Annotated in this window: 18 protein-coding genes; 9 read left to right on the top strand and 9 right to left on the bottom strand. The window is 72.0% G+C overall.

Features of this window, described 5'->3' with window-relative positions:
* Positions 1-26: 26 nt before the first annotated feature.
* Genes F4562_RS07085 through pyrR form a run of 3 tightly spaced genes read right to left on the bottom strand, consistent with a single transcriptional unit; the run spans position 27 to position 2,864 of the window.
* Positions 27-1,364 carry a dihydroorotase gene (locus tag F4562_RS07085; protein WP_184543636.1) on the bottom strand — a complete coding sequence of 446 codons (1,338 nt, stop codon included), beginning with the start codon at positions 1,362-1,364 and terminating at the stop codon, positions 27-29.
* A gap of 1 nt (position 1,365) precedes the next feature.
* Positions 1,366-2,295, bottom strand: a complete 930-nt coding sequence (locus F4562_RS07090) for an aspartate carbamoyltransferase catalytic subunit (RefSeq protein WP_184543634.1) — start codon at positions 2,293-2,295, stop codon at positions 1,366-1,368.
* Positions 2,292-2,864, bottom strand: a complete 573-nt coding sequence (gene pyrR / locus F4562_RS07095; RefSeq protein ID WP_221207371.1) for a bifunctional pyr operon transcriptional regulator/uracil phosphoribosyltransferase PyrR — start codon at positions 2,862-2,864, stop codon at positions 2,292-2,294. Before pyrR ends, F4562_RS07090 begins: the two co-directional genes overlap by 4 nt.
* Before the next feature lie 496 nt (positions 2,865-3,360).
* Here pyrR and F4562_RS07100 point away from each other — a divergent pair, with 496 nt between their 5' ends.
* The 3 genes from F4562_RS07100 to F4562_RS07110 all read left to right on the top strand — a co-directional run bounded on the left by F4562_RS07100 (position 3,361) and on the right by F4562_RS07110 (position 6,862).
* Complete coding sequence (locus F4562_RS07100) at positions 3,361-4,605, top strand: arginine deiminase (RefSeq protein WP_184543632.1); 1,245 nt, start codon at positions 3,361-3,363, stop codon at positions 4,603-4,605.
* A gap of 417 nt (positions 4,606-5,022) precedes the next feature.
* Positions 5,023-5,517 carry a transcriptional regulator BldD gene (bldD, locus tag F4562_RS07105; RefSeq protein ID WP_030910010.1) on the top strand — a complete coding sequence of 165 codons (495 nt, stop codon included), beginning with the start codon at positions 5,023-5,025 and terminating at the stop codon, positions 5,515-5,517.
* A 214-nt stretch (positions 5,518-5,731) separates the two neighbouring features.
* Positions 5,732-6,862 (top strand): PP2C family protein-serine/threonine phosphatase, encoded by a 1,131-nt coding sequence (locus F4562_RS07110; protein WP_184543631.1) that lies wholly within the window; start codon positions 5,732-5,734, stop codon positions 6,860-6,862.
* A 135-nt stretch (positions 6,863-6,997) separates the two neighbouring features.
* Here F4562_RS07110 and F4562_RS07115 read toward each other — a convergent pair whose 3' ends face one another.
* Both F4562_RS07115 and F4562_RS07120 read right to left on the bottom strand, forming a co-directional pair.
* Positions 6,998-7,444, bottom strand: coding sequence for an SAV_6107 family HEPN domain-containing protein (locus F4562_RS07115; protein WP_184543629.1), 447 nt, complete (start codon positions 7,442-7,444; stop codon positions 6,998-7,000).
* 329 nt (positions 7,445-7,773) lie between these two features.
* Positions 7,774-8,583: a L,D-transpeptidase family protein gene (locus tag F4562_RS07120; RefSeq protein WP_311734090.1), complete on the bottom strand. Its 810-nt coding sequence runs from the start codon at positions 8,581-8,583 to the stop codon at positions 7,774-7,776.
* Between the two features lie 106 nt (positions 8,584-8,689).
* On the opposite strand from F4562_RS07120, the gene F4562_RS07125 reads away from it, so the two are divergent.
* Both F4562_RS07125 and F4562_RS07130 read left to right on the top strand, forming a co-directional pair.
* Positions 8,690-9,166 carry a YbaK/EbsC family protein gene (locus F4562_RS07125; RefSeq protein ID WP_184543627.1) on the top strand — a complete coding sequence of 159 codons (477 nt, stop codon included), beginning with the start codon at positions 8,690-8,692 and terminating at the stop codon, positions 9,164-9,166.
* A 167-nt stretch (positions 9,167-9,333) separates the two neighbouring features.
* Positions 9,334-9,882, top strand: coding sequence for a GNAT family N-acetyltransferase (locus F4562_RS07130; protein ID WP_184543625.1), 549 nt, complete (start codon positions 9,334-9,336; stop codon positions 9,880-9,882).
* Between the two features lie 114 nt (positions 9,883-9,996).
* Here the strand turns inward: F4562_RS07130 and metF are convergent, their stop codons facing one another.
* Complete coding sequence (gene metF / locus F4562_RS07135; RefSeq protein ID WP_184543623.1) at positions 9,997-10,929, bottom strand: methylenetetrahydrofolate reductase [NAD(P)H]; 933 nt, start codon at positions 10,927-10,929, stop codon at positions 9,997-9,999.
* Between the two features lie 254 nt (positions 10,930-11,183).
* On the opposite strand from metF, the gene F4562_RS07140 reads away from it, so the two are divergent.
* Positions 11,184-12,254: a polyprenyl synthetase family protein gene (locus tag F4562_RS07140; RefSeq protein ID WP_184543621.1), complete on the top strand. Its 1,071-nt coding sequence runs from the start codon at positions 11,184-11,186 to the stop codon at positions 12,252-12,254.
* A 115-nt stretch (positions 12,255-12,369) separates the two neighbouring features.
* Here the strand turns inward: F4562_RS07140 and thiE are convergent, their stop codons facing one another.
* Genes thiE through F4562_RS07155 form a run of 3 tightly spaced genes read right to left on the bottom strand, consistent with a single transcriptional unit; the run spans position 12,370 to position 14,577 of the window.
* Positions 12,370-13,008 carry a thiamine phosphate synthase gene (gene thiE, locus F4562_RS07145; RefSeq protein ID WP_184543620.1) on the bottom strand — a complete coding sequence of 213 codons (639 nt, stop codon included), beginning with the start codon at positions 13,006-13,008 and terminating at the stop codon, positions 12,370-12,372.
* The gene (locus F4562_RS07150) at positions 12,986-13,360 is read right to left on the bottom strand and encodes an Rv2175c family DNA-binding protein (RefSeq protein ID WP_184543618.1); all 375 of its coding nucleotides are present in this window, start codon (positions 13,358-13,360) and stop codon (positions 12,986-12,988) included. Before F4562_RS07150 ends, thiE begins: the two co-directional genes overlap by 23 nt.
* Before the next feature lie 50 nt (positions 13,361-13,410).
* Entirely contained in the window at positions 13,411-14,577 is a 1,167-nt protein-coding gene (locus F4562_RS07155; protein ID WP_375782483.1) for an NAD(P)/FAD-dependent oxidoreductase, read from the bottom strand.
* 345 nt (positions 14,578-14,922) lie between these two features.
* Here F4562_RS07155 and thiO point away from each other — a divergent pair, with 345 nt between their 5' ends.
* From thiO to F4562_RS07170, 3 genes are read left to right on the top strand one after another with little or no spacing between them, the layout of a single operon-like run.
* Complete coding sequence (gene thiO, locus F4562_RS07160; RefSeq protein ID WP_184543614.1) at positions 14,923-16,044, top strand: glycine oxidase ThiO; 1,122 nt, start codon at positions 14,923-14,925, stop codon at positions 16,042-16,044.
* Positions 16,041-16,241: a sulfur carrier protein ThiS gene (gene thiS, locus F4562_RS07165; RefSeq protein WP_184543612.1), complete on the top strand. Its 201-nt coding sequence runs from the start codon at positions 16,041-16,043 to the stop codon at positions 16,239-16,241. Before thiO ends, thiS begins: the two co-directional genes overlap by 4 nt.
* A 5-nt stretch (positions 16,242-16,246) precedes the next feature.
* Positions 16,247-17,005, top strand: coding sequence for a thiazole synthase (locus tag F4562_RS07170; protein ID WP_184543609.1), 759 nt, complete (start codon positions 16,247-16,249; stop codon positions 17,003-17,005).
* Positions 17,006-17,074: the final 69 nt, after the last annotated feature.

Here is a 17,074-nt window from a genome sequence, read left to right on the forward strand (position 1 = left end):
CGCGGACGCGCGGCGGGCGGACGCCGTCACGCGAGCTTCCCGTCGAGGACGGTCGGCCTGCCGCGCAGGAAGGTCGCCACCACGCGGCCCGGCAGGGTCCGGCCCTCGTACGGCGTGTTGCGGCTCTTGGAGGCGTAGCCCGCCGGGTCGACCGCGGCCCGCACGGCCGGGTCGTACAGGGTGATGTTGGCCGGTTCGCCCACCTCGATCGGCCGCCCGTGCCCGGTGAGCCTGCCGATCCTGGCCGGGGCGTACGACATGCGCTCGGCGACACCCGCCCAGTCGAGCAGTCCGGTGTCGACCATCGCCTCCTGCACGACCGGCAGCGCGGTCTCCAGGCCGATCATGCCCATGGCCGCGGCGGCCCACTCGGTCTCCTTGTCCTCGACCGGGTGCGGGGCGTGGTCGGTGGCCACGCAGTCGATCGTGCCGTCGGCCAGGGCCTCGCGCAACGCCTGAACGTCGGCGTGGGTGCGCAGCGGCGGGTTGACCTTGTAGATCGGGTTGTAGGAGCCGACCGGGGAGTCCTCCACCAGGTCATCGGTCAGGAGCAGGTGGTGCGGGGTCACCTCGGCGGTGACGTCCCAGCCCTTGGACTTGGCCCAGCGGATGATCTCGACCGAGCCCGCCGTGGAGACGTGGCAGACGTGCAGGCGCGAGCCGACGTGCGCGGCGAGCAGGCAGTCGCGGGCGATGACCGCCTCCTCGGCGACCGCGGGCCAGCCGGTCAGGCCCAGCCTGCCGGAGACCGCCCCCTCGTTCATCTGCGCACCCACGGTCAGGCGGGGCTCCTGGGCGTGCTGGGCGATGACACCGTCGAACGCCTTGACGTACTCCAGCGCCCGGCGCATGAGCACCGCGTCGGAGACGCACTTGCCGTCGTCGGAGAAGACCCGGACCCGGGCGGCGGAGTCGGCCATCGCGCCGAGCTCGGCCAGGCTCTCGCCCGCGAGGCCCACGGTGACGGCGCCGACGGGCTGCACGTCGCAGTGACCGGCCTCCTGGCCCAGGCGCCAGACCTGCTCGACGACGCCGGCGGTGTCGGCGACCGGCTCGGTGTTGGCCATGGCGTGCACGGCGGTGTAGCCGCCGAGGGCGGCGGCGCGGGTGCCGGTGGCGACGGTCTCGGCGTCCTCCCGGCCGGGCTCGCGCAGGTGGGTGTGGAGGTCGACCAGGCCGGGCAGGGCCACCAGGCCCGCCGCCTCGACGACCTCGGCGTCCCCGGGGGCCTGGAGCCCCCGCCCGATCGCGGCGACGACGCCGTCGCGGACCAGGATGTCGGTCGCCTCGCCGCCCAGGAGCCGCGCGCCCCTGATGAGGAAGCCGCCACGCCCCCCGGCGGAGTTCTGGGTGCGGTCGTTCATGTCAGTTCTCTCCCCCGAGTTCGGCCCCGCCGAGCAGCAGATAAAGGACGGCCATGCGTGCGGTCACCCCGTTGGCGACCTGCTCGACGATCGTCGAGCGCGGCGAGTCGGCCACCTCGGCCGCGATCTCCATCCCCCGGTTCATCGGGCCGGGGTGCATCACGAGGGCATGGTCGGGCATCCGGGCGACGCGGTCGCGGTCGAGGCCGTAGCGGCGGCTGTACTCCCGCTCGGTGGGGAAGAACGCCGCGTTCATCCGCTCGCGCTGCACGCGCAGCATCATCACCACGTCGGACTTGGGCAGCACCGCGTCGAGGTCGTAGGAGAACTCGCACGGCCAGGAGCCGACGCTGACCGGGAAGAGCGTCGGCGGGGCGACCAGGGTCACCTCGGCGCCGAGCGTGGCCAGCAGCAGCACGTTGGAACGGGCGACCCTGCTGTGCAGCACGTCGCCGACGATGGCGACCCGCCTGCCCTCCAGCGAGCCGAGGCGGCGGCGCATGGTGAAGGCGTCGAGCAGGGCCTGGGTGGGGTGCTCGTGGGTGCCGTCGCCCGCGTTGACGACGCTGCCGCGCACCCAGCCGGCCAGCCGGTGCGGCGCGCCGGAGGCGCTGTGGCGGATCACCACGGCGTCGGCGCCCATGGCCTCCAGGGTCAGCGCGGTGTCCTTGAGCGACTCGCCCTTGGACACGCTGGAGCCCTTGGCGGAGAAGTTGATGACGTCCGCCGACAGGCGCTTGGCCGCGGCCTCGAAGGAGATCCTGGTCCGGGTGGAGTCTTCGAAGAAGAGGTTGACCACCGTCCGGCCGCGCAGGGTCGGCAGCTTCTTGATGGAGCGTTCCGAGATCTTCGCCAGCTCGTCGGCGGTGTCGAGGATCAGCAGGGCGTCGTCGCGGCTCAGGTCGGCCGCCGAGATGAGGTGCCGTCTCACCTTCCGTCCTCCTCCTTCAGCAGCAGGACGGCGTCGCGACCGTCGTTCTCCTCCAGGTAGACCTTGACGCTCTCGGCCTTGGAGGTCGGCAGGTTCTTGCCCACGTAGTCGGGGCGGATGGGCAGCTCCCGGTGACCGCGGTCGACCAGGGCGGCCAGCTGCACGGCCTGCGGGCGGCCCAGGTCGTTGAGCGCGTCGAGCGCGGCGCGGACGGTGCGGCCGGAGTACAGCACGTCGTCGACGAGGACGACGAGCCTGCCGTCAATGCCGTCGGCGGGCAGCTCGGTGCGGCCCAGCGCGCGGGCCGGACGCAGGCGCAGGTCGTCGCGGTACATCGTCACGTCGAGGGAGCCGACCGGGACCGAGCGGCCCTCGAACTGCCTGATGTGGGCGGCCAGGCGGTGGGCCAGATGCACGCCCCGGGTGGGGATGCCCAGCAGGACGACGTTCTCACCGCCCTTGGTCCGCTCCAGGATCTCGTGGGAGATACGGATGAGGGCCCGGTTGATGTCGGGCCCGTCGAGGACGGCACGCGCGCCGCCGCGCGCATGCGAAATGGCATCGGCCAAGGGGAACACCGCCTTTCCCGCCTCACGGGACGGGTCTTAAAGGAAGTCGATGACCTCACGGTATCAGCCGCGCGACGGCTGCTCCGAACCGACCCTCCCCGCCGCGACCTCGGTGAACGGCGCCCGGGAGCCGCCCGGCACCGCGCGGACGGACGGCGGCGGCGCACGCGGCCGACGAGGAGACGGTGGCTTGTTCCCATAAATGGGGATAAATAATCCGATCTTCCCCGGCTTCCCGGGGTACTCACCGGGTAGTGCGTTCGGTGTCCGCATCTTCCGGAGTTCCATGCCGGCACCGTCCGGGATCCCCGCCCGCCGCACCGTCCCACGGCGGATTCCGCACCGGCGCCACCGTGGAACCCGGCGATACCACCATGAGACCAGACGAGATCAGTGTGAGGTGCGACGGACGACCGCCCGGCGCGACGCCGGGCGGCGCCTCCCGGAGATCCCGTCACCGCCCCGAAGGACTGCGAAGGACTGCGGAGGAAGAGAGATGACCTTTCACGTCGACTCCGAGGTCGGCCGGCTCCACCAGGTCCTGATCCACCGGCCCGATCTGGCGCTGAAACGGCTCACGCCGTCGAACAAGGACGACTTCCTCTTCGACGACGTGCTGTGGGTGCAGCGTGCCGTGGAGGAGCACGAGGAGTGGCAGAAGGTGCTCGCCGGCCAGGGCGTCACCGTCCACCTGCTGGGCGACCTGCTCCGCGAGACGGTGGAGATCCCCGAGGCGCGCAAGCACATCCTGGACGGCATCGTCGACGAGCGCTTCTTCGGGCCGATGGCCGTCGACGCGATCCGCAACGCCCTCGACGCGATGGACTCCGCCGAGCTCCAGCGCTACCTCATCGGCGGCATCACCAAACGCGAGCTGGTGGAGGCGGGCACCGACCCGGCGAGCCTCGCCTTCCACACGCTCGGCCCGGACGAGTTCGTGCTCCCCCCGCTGCCCAACCACCTGTTCACCCGGGACCCCTCCTGCTGGATCTACGGCGGCGTCTCCGTCAACGCGATGCGCAAGAAGGCGCGCCGCCGCGAGACCGTGAACATGGAGGCGGTCTACCGCTACCACCCGCTCTTCGCCGCGGGGTACGACCGGGCACGGCAGGGCGGCTACGACGTCTGGATGCCGGGCACGCCCGCCGCGCCCGCCACCATCGAGGGGGGCGACGTGCTCGTCCTCGGCCGGGGCGCGGTGCTGGTCGGGATCAGCGAGCGCACCCAGCCGCAGGCGGTCGAGATGCTCGCGCGCAACCTGTTCGCCCGGGGGGCCGCGAGGAGGATCGTCGCGCTGGACATGCCCAAGGCCCGGGCGTTCATGCACCTGGACACGGTCATGACGAACGTGGACGTGGGCGTCTTCACCAAGTACGCGGGACTGGGCATGCTGCCCTCCTACACGGTCGAGCCCGGCGACAGCGAGAAGGAGCTGAAGATCACCGACCACGCCCCCGAGGACATGCACCGGGCCATCGCGCACGCCGTCGGCCTGGACGACATCAAGGTGCTCACCCCCACCCAGGACGTCTACGCCTCCGAGCGGGAGCAGTGGGACGACGGATGCAACGTGCTGGCCCTACGGCCGGGCGTGGTCGTGGCGTACGAGCGCAACACCACCACCAACAACCACCTGCGCGCCAACGGGATCGAGGTGATCACCATCCGGGGCAGCGAGCTCGGCCGGGGCCGGGGCGGCCCGCGCTGCATGAGCTGCCCGCTCGAACGCGACGGGATCTGACCCGGACCGGACGGCGGAAACGTCGCATCCGGACGTCTCACCGCGCCACGTCCATGAAGATCATACTCCTCCGCCGGGCCGGCGACGATCTCGACTCCGGCCCGCTCCGGAAACGCGGATCCGCCCGTGAGACCGGGAAGAGCGAAGATTCACCATGTCGAATAGGACAAGTCTGACATTTAAGGCGGACCGCATCGGATCGGAATCGCCATCTTTTTTCCAATCAGCTTGACCTTAGGCGCCCACAGCTTTACCGTCACTGTCCGTAACCACACCTCGCGGCGTTATCGGGTGAACCCCGACGCTCCGGTCACCGATGGTGCCTACCCCAGGCACCGGCCCGGTGGTCGGGTCATAAGTTGCGAGGTAGCACAATCAATGTGAGAGCAGTACATAGAGAGCCGGGGGGCCAACACGATGCCGTCTGAGTACGCCAAGTCGCTGGGTGCACGACTCCGCGCGATTCGCACCCAGCAGGGCCTGTCCCTGCACGGGGTCGAAGAGAAGTCCCGCGGGCGCTGGAAGGCGGTCGTGGTCGGCTCCTACGAGCGCGGCGACCGCGCCGTGACCGTGCAGAAGCTCGCCGAGCTGGCCGACTTCTACGGGGTGCCGGTCTCGGAGCTGCTTCCCGGCGGCGCCGCCCCGAGCCCCCTCGGCCCGACGCCGAAGCTCGTGATCGACCTTGAGCGCCTGGCCCAGCTCCCCAAGGAGAAGGCCGGTGCCCTCGCCCGCTACGCGGCGACCATCCAGAGCCAGCGCGGCGACTACAACGGGAAGGTCCTGTCCATCCGCCAGGAGGACCTGCGCTCCCTCGCCGTGATCTACGACAAGTCCCCCAGCGAACTGACCGAGGAACTCATCGGCTGGGGGGTGCTGGACCCCGAGGCGCGCCGCGCCGTCGAGTCCTTCTGACGGCCCGTCCGGTCGTGGGTGCGCCGGGGCCGGCGTGCCCACCCCGCCGAAAATCTTGCTCTCAGCTAAACGTGGCCTTCACGCCGCCGCAGACGACCGTCGCTGTGGTAGGAAAAGGCAAACATGCACTTAGCGAGATGTGGTGGACATGGCCCCCGGGGAGGATCGGCACGATCACTCTCAAGCGCGCCTCAAGAGCCGTCTGCGCGCCGTCATGGCGTCCCTGGGATCGACCAGGACCCGCGCCTTCCTCAGGCTGCTGACGTCGATCGGCACCAGTAAGACCCAGGAGACGCTCAAACTCCTGCCGTTCGTCGTGATGGCCGTGGTGGCCTTCATCGACTTCGCCTCCGGTCCCACGGCCGGGCTCCTCCCCCTCCTCGCCCTCGGTCCCGCCTTCGCCAGTGTCGCCTGCGGGCTGGCCCGCACCACGGCGGTGGGCGTCATCGCGCTCGCGCTGTGCGTCGTGCTCGGCGTCTACAACGACATCCTCTGGTCTCCGCGCACCAACATCACGATGATCGCCATTCTCGGCGTCACGGTGGCCAGCGTGCTGGCCAGCGCCGGCCGGCTCCGCCACGAGCGGCAGCTCGCCGACGTGCGCTCGGTGGCCGAGGCCGCCCAGCGGGTGCTGCTGCGGCCGGTGCCGCGCCGGGCGGGACCCGAGATCGGCGTGGCCGTCTCCTACACCTCCGCCACCGCCGAGGCCCGGATCGGCGGCGACCTGTACGAGGTCGTCACCACTCCGCACGGGGTGCGGGTCATCGTGGGGGATGTCCAGGGCAAGGGCCTGGAGGCGGTGGAGACCGCCGCGGTGGTGCTCGGCGCCTTCCGCGAGGCGGCCCACGACGAGCGCAGGCTCCAGGGGGTCGTGGCACGGCTGGAGAACGCCCTGACCCGGGAGCTGTCGGGCGAGCAGTTCGTGACCGCCGTGCTGGCCGAGATCAACGGCGGATCGACGATCACGGTCATCAACTGCGGCCACCCGCCGCCCATGGTGCTCGACGCCGAGGGCGGACGCTGGTTCGCCGAGCCGCCGGACGAGGCGCTGCCGCTGGGGATGGGGTCGCTGAAGGCGGTGGACCCGGTGCCCTACATCGTGCCGTTCGAACCCGGCGACCAGGTGCTCTTCTACACCGACGGGGTCATCGAGGCCCGCGACGGGAGCGGGCGGTTCTACCCGCTGGCGACGAGAGCGCATCTGCTGAGCGGGGACGACCCGCAGGGCTCGCTCGACGCGCTCCGCGCGGACCTGCTGCGCCACGTGGGACGGCCGCTGGGCGACGACGCGGCCATGCTGCTGCTGCGCCACCGGGCGGCGCGCGAGAGCTCCTCGGCCGCCTGAGATGGGCGGGAACGTCGGCAGGAGAGCCGGCCGGGGGCTCCGCCCGGCGGCCGACGGGGGCGGACTGTCCCGCGGTAACCGCCCGGCGGCCGACGGGCGGTCCGATGACCGGCGGGGGACTGTTCGGCCGGGGAGCTATCCGGCGAGGGGGACGCGGGCCGGTAGCATCGGCTGGGCGGGCACGCCGAGCATCGTCTCCACCTCGGTGACGAAGCGCTCGGCCTCGGAGATGAGCTCCTCGGCGTCTCGCGGAGAGATCACCCGGGTGACCCCGGCCTCGGCCGAGGCCCGCTTGGCGGCGCTGGTCTCGAAGTAGGGCGCCCAGTCGGCCAGCCGGGGCTCGGCCTCCGGCAGCAGCTCCCAGGCGCTGCGCAGCCTGCGCCTGCGGCCCTGCATGGGACGTGGCCGCGCGGCCAGGACCGCCGCGGCAGCCCTGAGCGCCGCCATGTGCGCGGCGACGTAACGGGTGGCAGAGGTCTTGGCGGCGGCGGCCTCTTCAAGGCAGTCGCGCGCGTCGGCTAGATGCGCCCGCACCGTGGGTGACAGCCGGGGCCCACCTGAATCGCCGGGCCGAGGGGTCATGTGCTTCAGCCTCCTTGGTCGCAAGCGGCTCCCAGCGTTTTCGCCGGTGATACCACACTCGCAGACCTCACCGACAATTCGCCGGGCGGCCGGACGAGGAGCTTCCCCTCTCCCCGTCCGGCGTGACCCGGCCCGATCGCCGCCGCCGACGACGACGGGCCCGGTCTACCGCCCTGGACACGGGCCGCGAGCCCCGCGTCATTACATCGAACATAAATTCGATCACTAAAGGTGTCAAGTGAAACCACGAACAAAAGTTCGATCTCCCGGAGAACGAGAAAGCCCCGGGAGATAGAGATCTCCCGGGGCCTCGTCCGCGGCCGGCGCGGCTACCGGGCGAACCTGCCCCGTACGTGCACCGGAACACCCGTGCCGAGCAGGCCGGGAAGGACCTCCGCCACGTGCATCGGCAGCCGGACGCATCCGTGGGAGGCGGGTGTCAGGGGCACCGAGAGCGCGCCGTGGAAGGCGATGCCGCCGTTGAAGAAGATCGGGTTGTACAGCTGGCCCAGATAGGAGCGGTGCCAGCCGTCGCGGCGCCAGGTCGTCTTGTAGTCACCCGTCGGCGTGCGGGCGTCGCCGCAGAACCTCTGGGTCTTCCCCTCCCAGGTGGCCGTCTCGCAGTAGGGGATCCCGCTGCCGGAGGAGGTGTGACTGACCAGCTTCACCGCGCCGCCGACGTAGAGGACCATCACCTGCGTGGCGAGGTTCACCTCCACCCGGGTCGGCTTGCCGCCCGGGACGAGCACCTTCGGGGCCCGCGGCGTCTCCAGTGCGTCCCAGGTCCTGCGCGCCACGGTGCTGGTCGGCGTGATGCCGTTGACCTTCTGGAAGGCCCAGACCGCCGCCAGGGTCGCCCCGCCGTAGTTGCCGTCGATCCGGCCCGGCGCGTAGCCGAGCTCGGCCAGGCGGGTCTGGAGCGTCTTCACCGCCGAACCCTTCGCCCCGAGCTTGAGCGTCTTGCCGGGAGCGGCGAACAGGGACGCTTCGGCCTGCGTGTCCGCCTGTCCCGCGACGGCCGTCGCCGCCGGTGCCGTGGCCGGCGTCACGGCCTGGGCGGCGGTGGCGCCCGCCGTGGAGAGCAGCACCGCTCCGGCCGTCATCAGCGCGGCCGCCCCGAGTCGCCGTCCACCTCTCACCTTGCACCAACTCCTCGTATCGCTAGCGATCGGATCAGGACGGACCCCCGCGTCCGCCGCGGTTCACGGGGCGGCGATCGGCGGTCAATCTGTTTAGAGTGGCCACGTGCCAGAAAAGTTTCATCCCAACGTCGAGAGGGTCGCCGCGGTCCTGCGGGAGCACGGCGTCCCCGGGGAGATCGTGGTCTTCTCGGAGGCCACACCCACCGCCGCCGCGGCGGCCGCCCAGCTCGGCTGCGAGGTCGGCGCCATCGCCAACAGCCTGGTGTTCGACGCCGACGGCGAGCCGCTCCTGGTGCTGACCAGCGGAGCCCATCGGGTGAACACCGACCTGGTCGCCGGGGCCGTCGGCGCGGCGAAGGTGCGGCGGGCGAGCCCTGACTTCGTCCGCGCGGCCACCGGCCAGGTCATCGGCGGTGTGGGCCCGGTCGGCCATCCCTCCCCGATCCGGACCCTGGTCGACACCTGGCTGGGCAAGCACGAGGTGGTCTGGGCCGCCGCCGGTCACCCGCACACGGTCTTCCCCACGTCCTTCGACGAGCTCGTCCGCCTCACCGGGGGCACCCCCGTCGAGGTCGAGTGACGCCGGTCGCCGCCGTGCGCCGCCGCCCGCCGCACCCGCCGTCACGGCGCGGCGGGCGGCGGACGCGGCTACCGAAAACCCTGCCAAAAATCCCATAAAAAACGCTGAACGTCGCTTTCATACCTCCTACTGACCGGCAAGATGTCTGTTTTGCTAGGGTGCGACGCGTGATCGGACTGCGACGGATCGACCCCGATGAGTTCACCCTCCGGCTGGACGCGGTCCTCGACGTCTACGTGGCGGCGATGAACCCGCCCGCCGACCAGATCGCCGGCCGCAAGGTCATCATGGGCAACCACGCCGCCAACCCCGGGTTCGCGTGCCTGTTCGCCGAACGCTCCGACGGCACGCCGGTGGGCGTCGCCTACGGCTTCCACGGCGTCCCGGGGCAGTGGTGGCACGACGTGGTCAGCCGGGCCCTCGCGGAGCAGAACGGCGAGGCGAGCGCCCGCGGGTGGCTGGGCGACGCGCTGGAACTCGCCGAGATCCACGTGCACCCCGACTACCAGGGCAAGGGCATCGGCCGCAGGCTGGTGCGGGGCCTGTGCGCGGACCGCGCGGAGCGCACCGCCGTGCTGTCGACCCGTGACCGGCCCACCGCGGCCCGGCACCTCTACCGCAGCATCGGCTTCGTCGACCTGCTCACCCGGTTCGTCTTCCCCGGCGGCTACGAGCACTACGCGATCCTGGGCACCGTGCTGCCGCTGCGCGACTGAGCCGGCGGCGCACCGGTGGGCGGCGGGGGCACTCGCACTCCGGGCCGCCCTCCTCGACGGCGGACGGCCCGGCGGGACGGCCGGCGACGGGCGGCTTGGAGCGCGCCGGAACGCTCAGGCGGGCAGCGAGGCCGCGCTCGGCACGGGGTCGAGCGCCTGGAAGACCTCGCGGGTCGCGCTGGAGCGGTTGAAGGTGATGAAGTGGATGCCGGGAGCGCCCTCGTCGAGCAGGGTCTGGCAGAGCTCGGCGGCGTGCTCGATGCCCAGCCTGCGCACCGCGGCGGGATCGTCGGCGACGGCCTCGAACCTGGCGGCCACCTCGGGCGGGAACGGCGCGCCGGAGAGCTGCTCGGACCGGGCGATCGTGCTCAGCTGCGTGACGGGCATGATGCCGGGGATGATCGGGGTGTCGCAGCCCCTGGCCGCCACCCGGTCGCGCAGCCGCAGGTAGTCGTCCGCGCGGAAGAACATCTGCGTGATCGCGTAGTCGGCGCCCGCGCGGCACTTGCGCACGAAGTACTCGGTGTCGGACTCGACCGAGGCCGACCTCGGGTGCTTGTACGGGAAGGCGGCCACGCCCACGCAGAAGTCGCCCGCCTGGCGGATCAGCCGGACCAGGTCCTCGGCGTACAGGACGCCCTCGGGGTGGCGCACCCACTCGCCCGTCACGTCACCGGGCGGGTCGCCCCGCACGGCGAGGATGTTGCGCACGCCCGCCCCGGCGAACCGGCCGACCAGGTGGCGCAGCTCGCGGACGGAGTGGTTGACGGCGGTGAAGTGGGCGACCGGGGTCAGCGTGGTCTCATGGGCGATGCGCTCCACGATGTCGACCGTGCGGTCGCGGGTGCTGCCGCCGGCACCGTAGGTGACGGACACGAAGGTGGGGTGCAGCGCCTCCAGCTCACGGACGGCGCGCCAGAGCTGCCGCTCCCCCTCGTCGGTCTTCGGGGGGAAGAACTCGAAGGAGAACGACCGGGCACCGGCGGCGAGAAGCTCGCGGACGGTGGGAACGCGATCGGGGAGAACGGACGGGCGACCCAGAGCCATGGGTCCAGGGTACTGGTCTCATCGCGCGGATGGCCGTTCCCCCACGGCCGGATACCCGGGCAGGTTCTCCTGACTTCGGAGGAATCGGGTAGAAACAAAGATTGTCCGTATGCTTCACGAGCTGCGTCACGTTACGTAATGCAACGCCCCATATGCCAAGGTTGTTCAGACTTTCGAGAAATCCGCCGGACGGCGCCATGCCGCGTTCCCTGCCCAGGGCCGAGGCCCGGGGTCTCCACGCTCAAGGAGATTCGATGATCGCTTCTGTAGCCGCGCTCGACCTCATCCGCACCGAGGTCGAGCGTTCTCTCCGGCGGTTCGTCGACCGGCAGCGTCCTCAGGTGGGTGCCCCGGAGCTGGCGCCCGTGGTCGCCGCGGCGGAGGACTTCCTGTCGGGCGGCAAGCGGCTACGGCCCGCCTTCTGCTACTGGGGCTGGCGTGGCGCTGGCGGCGACGCGGACGATCCGGCGATCTTCGCCGCCGCCGCGTCGCTGGAGCTGCTGCAGGCCAGCGCCTTGGTGCACGACGACGTGATGGACGCCAGCGACCTGCGCCGGGGCATGCCCTCGGCGCACCGCAGGTTCGAGGAGTTGCACAGGAAGGCCGGTTGGCGCGGGTCCGCCGAACAGTTCGGCGAGGGGGCGGCCATCCTGCTCGGCAACCTGATGCTGATCTGGTCCGGTGAGATGTGGCGGACCAGCGGGCTGCGTCCGGCCTCGCTGGAGGCGGCCCAGCAGGTCTACGACGACATGCGCACCGAGCTGATGTGCGGCCAGTACCTGGACCTGCTGGAGCAGGCGCACGGCGAGAACACCTTCGACAGCGCGCTGCGCGTGGCGTTGTTCAAGAGCGGCAAGTACTCCGTGGAGCAGCCGCTGCGGCTCGGCCTCGTGCTCGCCGCACAGGGCAGGCGGCCGTGGATCGACCGGCTCTGCGAGGACTACGGGCGGTGCGTGGGCATCGCCTTCCAGCTCCGCGACGACGTCCTCGGGGTCTTCGGCGATCCGGAGGAGACCGGCAAGCCGGCGGGCGACGACCTGCGGGAGGGCAAGCGGACGATGCTCATCGCCCGCACGCTCGCCGCAGCCTCCCCCGAGCAGGCCGCGGTGGTGCGCGACACGCTCGGCGACCCGGAGCTGGACGCCGCCGGGGTCGACCGGCTGCGGCAGATCATCGAGGAGACCGGCGCCCTCGCGGCGTGCGAGGAGATGATCAAGGCTTATCTGGAGGAGGCGCTCGTCTCGCTGGAGGGCTCCCCGATCGCGGACGACGCCCGGGCGGCCCTGGCCGGCCTGGCCGTGGCCGCGACCTCGCGCCGCACCTGACCGGCCGGCCGGCCGCGAGCGGGGCGGAGTACGACACCGCGGATCCACCGGGACACCCGGGACATGGCGGGACATGGCGGGGTCCGGGCGGCCGGAGGGGCCGCCCGGACGCGGGTCAGGCGGCGGCCAGGCGCCGTTTGAACTCCTCGGCCGCCGATTTGGGGTCGTCGGCCTCGGTGATGGCCCGTACGACGACGACCCGTCGCACGCCGTAGGAGATGACCTCGTCCAGGTTGGCGAGGTCGATGCCGCCGATGCCGAACCAGGGTCGGCCGGTCGGCAACGCGGCGGCGTGTCTGAGCAGGTCGGGGCCGGGTGCGGCCCGGCCGGGCTTGGTGGGCGTGGGCCAGATCGGGCCGCAGCAGAAGTAGTCGACGCCGGGCTCGACGGCCGCGGCGGACGCCTCCTCGGGGGCGTGAGTGGAACGCCCGATGAGGATGTCGTCGCCGAGCAGGTCGCGCGCGACGGCCACCGGCAGGTCGTCCTGGCCGAGGTGGAGCACGTCGGGGCGGACCGCGTACGCGATGTCCGCCCGGTCGTTCACGGCCAGGAGCGCGCCGTGCCGGTCGCAGGCCTCGCGGAAGACGGACAGCAGCTCCAGTTCCTGCCGCGCCTCCAGGCCCTTCTCCCGGAGCTGGACGATGTCGACCCCGCCCGAGAGGGCGGCGTCGAGGAAGTCGGCCAGGTCGCCCCGCTCACGCCGCCCGTCGGTGCACAGGTACAGCCGCGCGTCAGAAAGCGAGGGCCTGGGCACGTCTCTTGACCTCCGTGTGGCGGCCCGCGCGGATCGCGTCGACCGGCGAACCCGGCAGGGTGTCGTCCGGGGTGAAGAGCCAGCGGAGGGCCTCGACGTCGTCGTATCCGGCGTCGAGCAGCACGGTGAGGGTGCCGGGCAGCCCCTTGACGACATCGCCTCCGGCGATGAACGCCGCGGGCACCTGTGGCCCCCCACCGTCCCTGCGTACCCCGATGAGCTTGTGGTCCTTGAGAAGTTGCTTTGCGCGACCGGTGCTGAGGTTGAGCCTGGCGGCCACCTCGGTGAGGGTGAGCCACTCGCCCACCAGCTGGTCGGTCTCCCGGTCGATCTGCGCAACAGAAAGCGTCACGAACCCACCACTACCACATCACGCCCCGTACCAAACACCTGGCAGCGGGGTCAGACCGGCGTGCAGTCGCGCAACGGCACCGCGGGATCGGCCAGGCGGCCGGTGTCGAGCCGCTGGCCGCTCTCGATGAGACGGCGCCCCTGGAGCAGGTCGCGGGGGCGGTTGACCGCCAGGACGGCGGCGAGCCGGTCGTCGCCGGTCACCCAGCACACCGCCCACCTGGCCTTCCCCGGGGCCGCCGGGTCGCCGCGCACGACCATGCGGGCACCGTCGTGGTCACCGGCGTACTGGACCATGTTCCCGAACTGCTCGGACCAGAAGTAGGGGACCGGGTCGTAGACCGCGGCCGCGCCCATCAAGGTGGCCACGGCCACCTCGGGGGCGCTCAGCGCGGTGTCCCAGTGCTCGACGCGCAGGCGGCGGCCGTAACGGCGTGACCACCAGGCGGCGCAGTCTCCGGCGGCGACGACGTCCGGCAGCGAGGTGCGCAGGTGCTCGTCGGTGACGACCCCGTTGTCCAGCCGGATGCCGGAGCCGGCCAGCCAGTCGGTGGCGGGACGTACGCCCACGCCGGTGACGACCACCTCGGCCTCGATCACGGAGCCGTCGGCCAGGGTGACGCCGCCCTGGTCGACGGAGGCGACCAGGGAACCCAGGAGCAGGTCGACGCCCGCCTCCGCGTACCAGGGGACGGTGTGCGCGCCGACCTGGCCGAGCGCGGCGGCGAGCGGCGCGGCGGCGGCTTCGACGACGGTCACGGCGCAGCCCGCCCTGCGCGCGGCGGTGGCCACCTCGGCGCCGATCCAGCCGGCGCCGATGATCACGACCGAGGTTCCCGCGGTGAGCAGGGAGCGCAGTTCGAGCGCGTCGTCGATGGTGCGCAGGACGTGCTGGGGGCCGTCGCCGCGCAGCCGGACCGGCCGCGCGCCGGTGGCGATCACCAGGCCGTCGTAGGCCAGTTCGCCCTCCGTGGTCTCGACCACACCGGAGTGCAGCCCCTTGGCGACCACGCCGGGACGGAAGTCGACCTCGAGCGCGTCGAGGTCGGAGTCGACGATCGTGGAGTCGGTCTCCCTGAGCAGCACGCCCTTGGACAGGGGCGGGCGGTCGTAGGGACGGTGCCGCTCCTCACCGATCATCGTGATCGTGCCGCCGAACCCGCGGGCCCGTAAGGCTTCGACGCTGCGCACACCGGCGAGGCCGGCCCCAACCACCACGACATGATTCACACTTCACGACGATAAGCGCCAGCGGGTACCTCCTACCAACGGTCGTTGGTAACGAAAACGGTATTTAGCTCACATCCCACGCGCTAGGTGCGGTACGCGAGCCCTTAGGGTGGAGGAGGAAGACGCGCGGGAGCCCGGATACGCACCGGGCTGAGAGGAGGGCTGCGGGCGCGAGGACCCCAGCGGACCACCGGTGTGCCGGAGACCGCGCCGCGCGAGCGCGCGGCCGGGACGGTATCGGGACGGGACGCGGGATCCGGGCGAGACCGCGGGCGAGCCCTCGACCGCCAGGAACCTGATCCGGGTCATACCGGCGAAGGGAGCGGAGTACGCATGGCACATCATTTCGACGTCCTCGTCATCGGCGGGGGCGTGATCGGACTGTCGGTCGCCTGGCGCGCGGCCGGACGCGGCCTGCGGGTCGCGGTGGCGGACCCCGAGCCGGGCACCGGGGCCTCGCACGCGGCGGCGGGCATGCTGGCGCCGGTCAGCGAGGTCACCTACACCGAGGAACCGCTGCTCCGGCTGGGCCTGGCCTCCCTGGAGCGGTGGCCCGCCTTCGCCGCGGAGCTCGCCGAGGCGAGCGGGCACGACGTCGACTACCGCACCGAGGGGACCCTCGACGTCGCCTTCGGCTCCGACGACCTGGCCGCGCTGGACGACCTGGCCGTCTTCGTCGCCAAGCTGGGGCTGCCCGCCGAACGCCTGACCGGCCGCGAGTGCCGCCGCCTCGAACCCATGCTCGCCCCCGCCGTCCGCGGCGGCATGCTGGCCGGCAAAGACGCCTGGGTCGACCCCAGGAGGGTCGTCGTGGCCCTGCTGTCCGCGCTGGAGCGCGCCGGGGGCACCCTGCTCCGGACCCGTGTCACCGGGGCGGTCACGACGGCGGGCACCGTCACCGGGGTGAGGCTGGAGACCGGCGAGACCGTCGGCGCCGACCGGGTCGTGCTGGCGGCCGGCGCGTGGTCGGCGACCCTGGACGGACTGCCCCCCGAGGCGCTGCCCCCGGTGCGTCCCGTCAAGGGCCAGATCATGCGGCTGCGTTCCTCCGCGCCGATCCTGCGGCGATGCGTGCGCGGGACCGTGCACGGCTCGTACGTGTACCTGGTGCCGCGGGGGGACGGGGAGGTCGTCCTCGGCGCCACCCAGGAGGAGATGGGCTTCGACACCCGCGTCACCGCCGGCGGGCTGTGGGAGCTGCTGCGCGACGCGCGGGAGCTCGTCCCCGGCGTGACGGAGTTCGAGGTGACCGACGTGGTGGCGGGACTACGCCCCGGCAGCCCGGACAACCTGCCCCTCGTCGGCCCGGCCGCCGTGCCGGGACTGTGGCTGGCCACCGGCCACCACCGGGGCGGGGTGCTGCTCGCCCCGCTCACCGCCGACCTCTGCTCGGACACGGCCGATCCGGAGCTCTCCGCGATCTGCTCTCCCCTCCGTTTCCAGGAGCGCCGATGAAAGTGACCGTCAACGGGATCGCGCACGAACTGCCCGCGGGGGCGACCGTCGCGCAGGCCGTGCTGATACTGACCGAGAACAGGAGCGGGGTGGCCGTCGCGGTGAACGACGAGGTCGTCCCCCGGGGCGGGTGGGACTCCACCGCGCTCGCCGAGGACGACCGGGTCGAGGTGCTGACGGCGGTGCAGGGAGGGTGACGGACATGAACGACGATCTGATCATCGGCGGGGAGAAGTTCTCCTCCCGCCTCATCATGGGCACCGGTGGCGCACCCTCCCTGGAGGTCCTGGACGCCGCGCTCGCCGCCTCCGGGACCGAGCTGACCACGGTCGCGATGCGGCGGCTCGACCCCGCCGCCCGCGGCTCGGTGCTCGACGTGCTGCGCAGGCGCGACATCAAGGTCCTGCCGAACACCGCGGGCTGCTTCACGGCCGGGGAGGCCGTGCTGACCGCGCGGCTGGCTCGGGAGGCGCTGGAGACCGACTGGGTGAAGCTGGAGGTGATCGCCGACGAGCGCACCCTGCTGCCCGACCCCATCGAGACGTTCGACGCCGCCGAACGCCTGGTCGCCGACGGGTTCACGGTGCTGCCCTACATCGGCGACGACCCGGTGCTGGCGCGCAGGCTGGAACAGGCGGGCTGCGCGGCGGTGATGCCGCTGGGCGCGCCGATCGGCTCCGGGCTCGGCATCCGCAACCCGCACAACATCGAACTCATCGTGGAGTTCGCGAACGTGCCGGTCATCCTGGACGCCGGGATCGGCACGGCCAGTGACGCGGCGCTGGCGATGGAGCTGGGCTGCGACGCGGTGCTGCTCGCCACGGCGGTCACCCGGGCCCGGCAGCCGGAGCTGATGGCGCAGGCCATGCGGTCGGCGGTCGGCGCGGGCCGGGCGGCCCGCCTGGCCGGGCGGATACCCCGGCGTCGCTACGCGGAGGCGTCCTCACCGCTTCATCGATAGAAAACGACCACGTCTCGGCATCGGTTTGGGATTCGCGGACCCGGCGGCCCTCAAATCGCCCGTAAACTC

The organism is Streptosporangium becharense (assembly GCF_014204985.1).
GTDB classification, from domain to species: Bacteria; Actinomycetota; Actinomycetes; order Streptosporangiales; family Streptosporangiaceae; genus Streptosporangium; species Streptosporangium becharense.

Bases quoted from the DNA above. Each gene is read 5' to 3' on its own strand.
- F4562_RS07085 (WP_184543636.1), bottom strand. From the start codon at position 1,364: ATGAACGACCGCACCCAGAACTCCGCCGGGGGGCGTGGCGGCTTCCTC.
- F4562_RS07100 (WP_184543632.1), top strand. From the start codon at position 3,361: ATGACCTTTCACGTCGACTCCGAGGTCGGCCGGCTCCACCAGGTCCTG.
- bldD (WP_030910010.1), top strand. From the start codon at position 5,023: ATGCCGTCTGAGTACGCCAAGTCGCTGGGTGCACGACTCCGCGCGATT.
- F4562_RS07110 (WP_184543631.1), top strand. From the start codon at position 5,732: ATGGCGTCCCTGGGATCGACCAGGACCCGCGCCTTCCTCAGGCTGCTG.
- F4562_RS07115 (WP_184543629.1), bottom strand. From the start codon at position 7,444: ATGACCCCTCGGCCCGGCGATTCAGGTGGGCCCCGGCTGTCACCCACG.
- metF (WP_184543623.1), bottom strand. From the start codon at position 10,929: ATGGCTCTGGGTCGCCCGTCCGTTCTCCCCGATCGCGTTCCCACCGTC.
- F4562_RS07140 (WP_184543621.1), top strand. From the start codon at position 11,184: ATGATCGCTTCTGTAGCCGCGCTCGACCTCATCCGCACCGAGGTCGAG.
- thiO (WP_184543614.1), top strand. From the start codon at position 14,923: ATGGCACATCATTTCGACGTCCTCGTCATCGGCGGGGGCGTGATCGGA.
- thiS (WP_184543612.1), top strand. From the start codon at position 16,041: ATGAAAGTGACCGTCAACGGGATCGCGCACGAACTGCCCGCGGGGGCG.
- F4562_RS07170 (WP_184543609.1), top strand. From the start codon at position 16,247: ATGAACGACGATCTGATCATCGGCGGGGAGAAGTTCTCCTCCCGCCTC.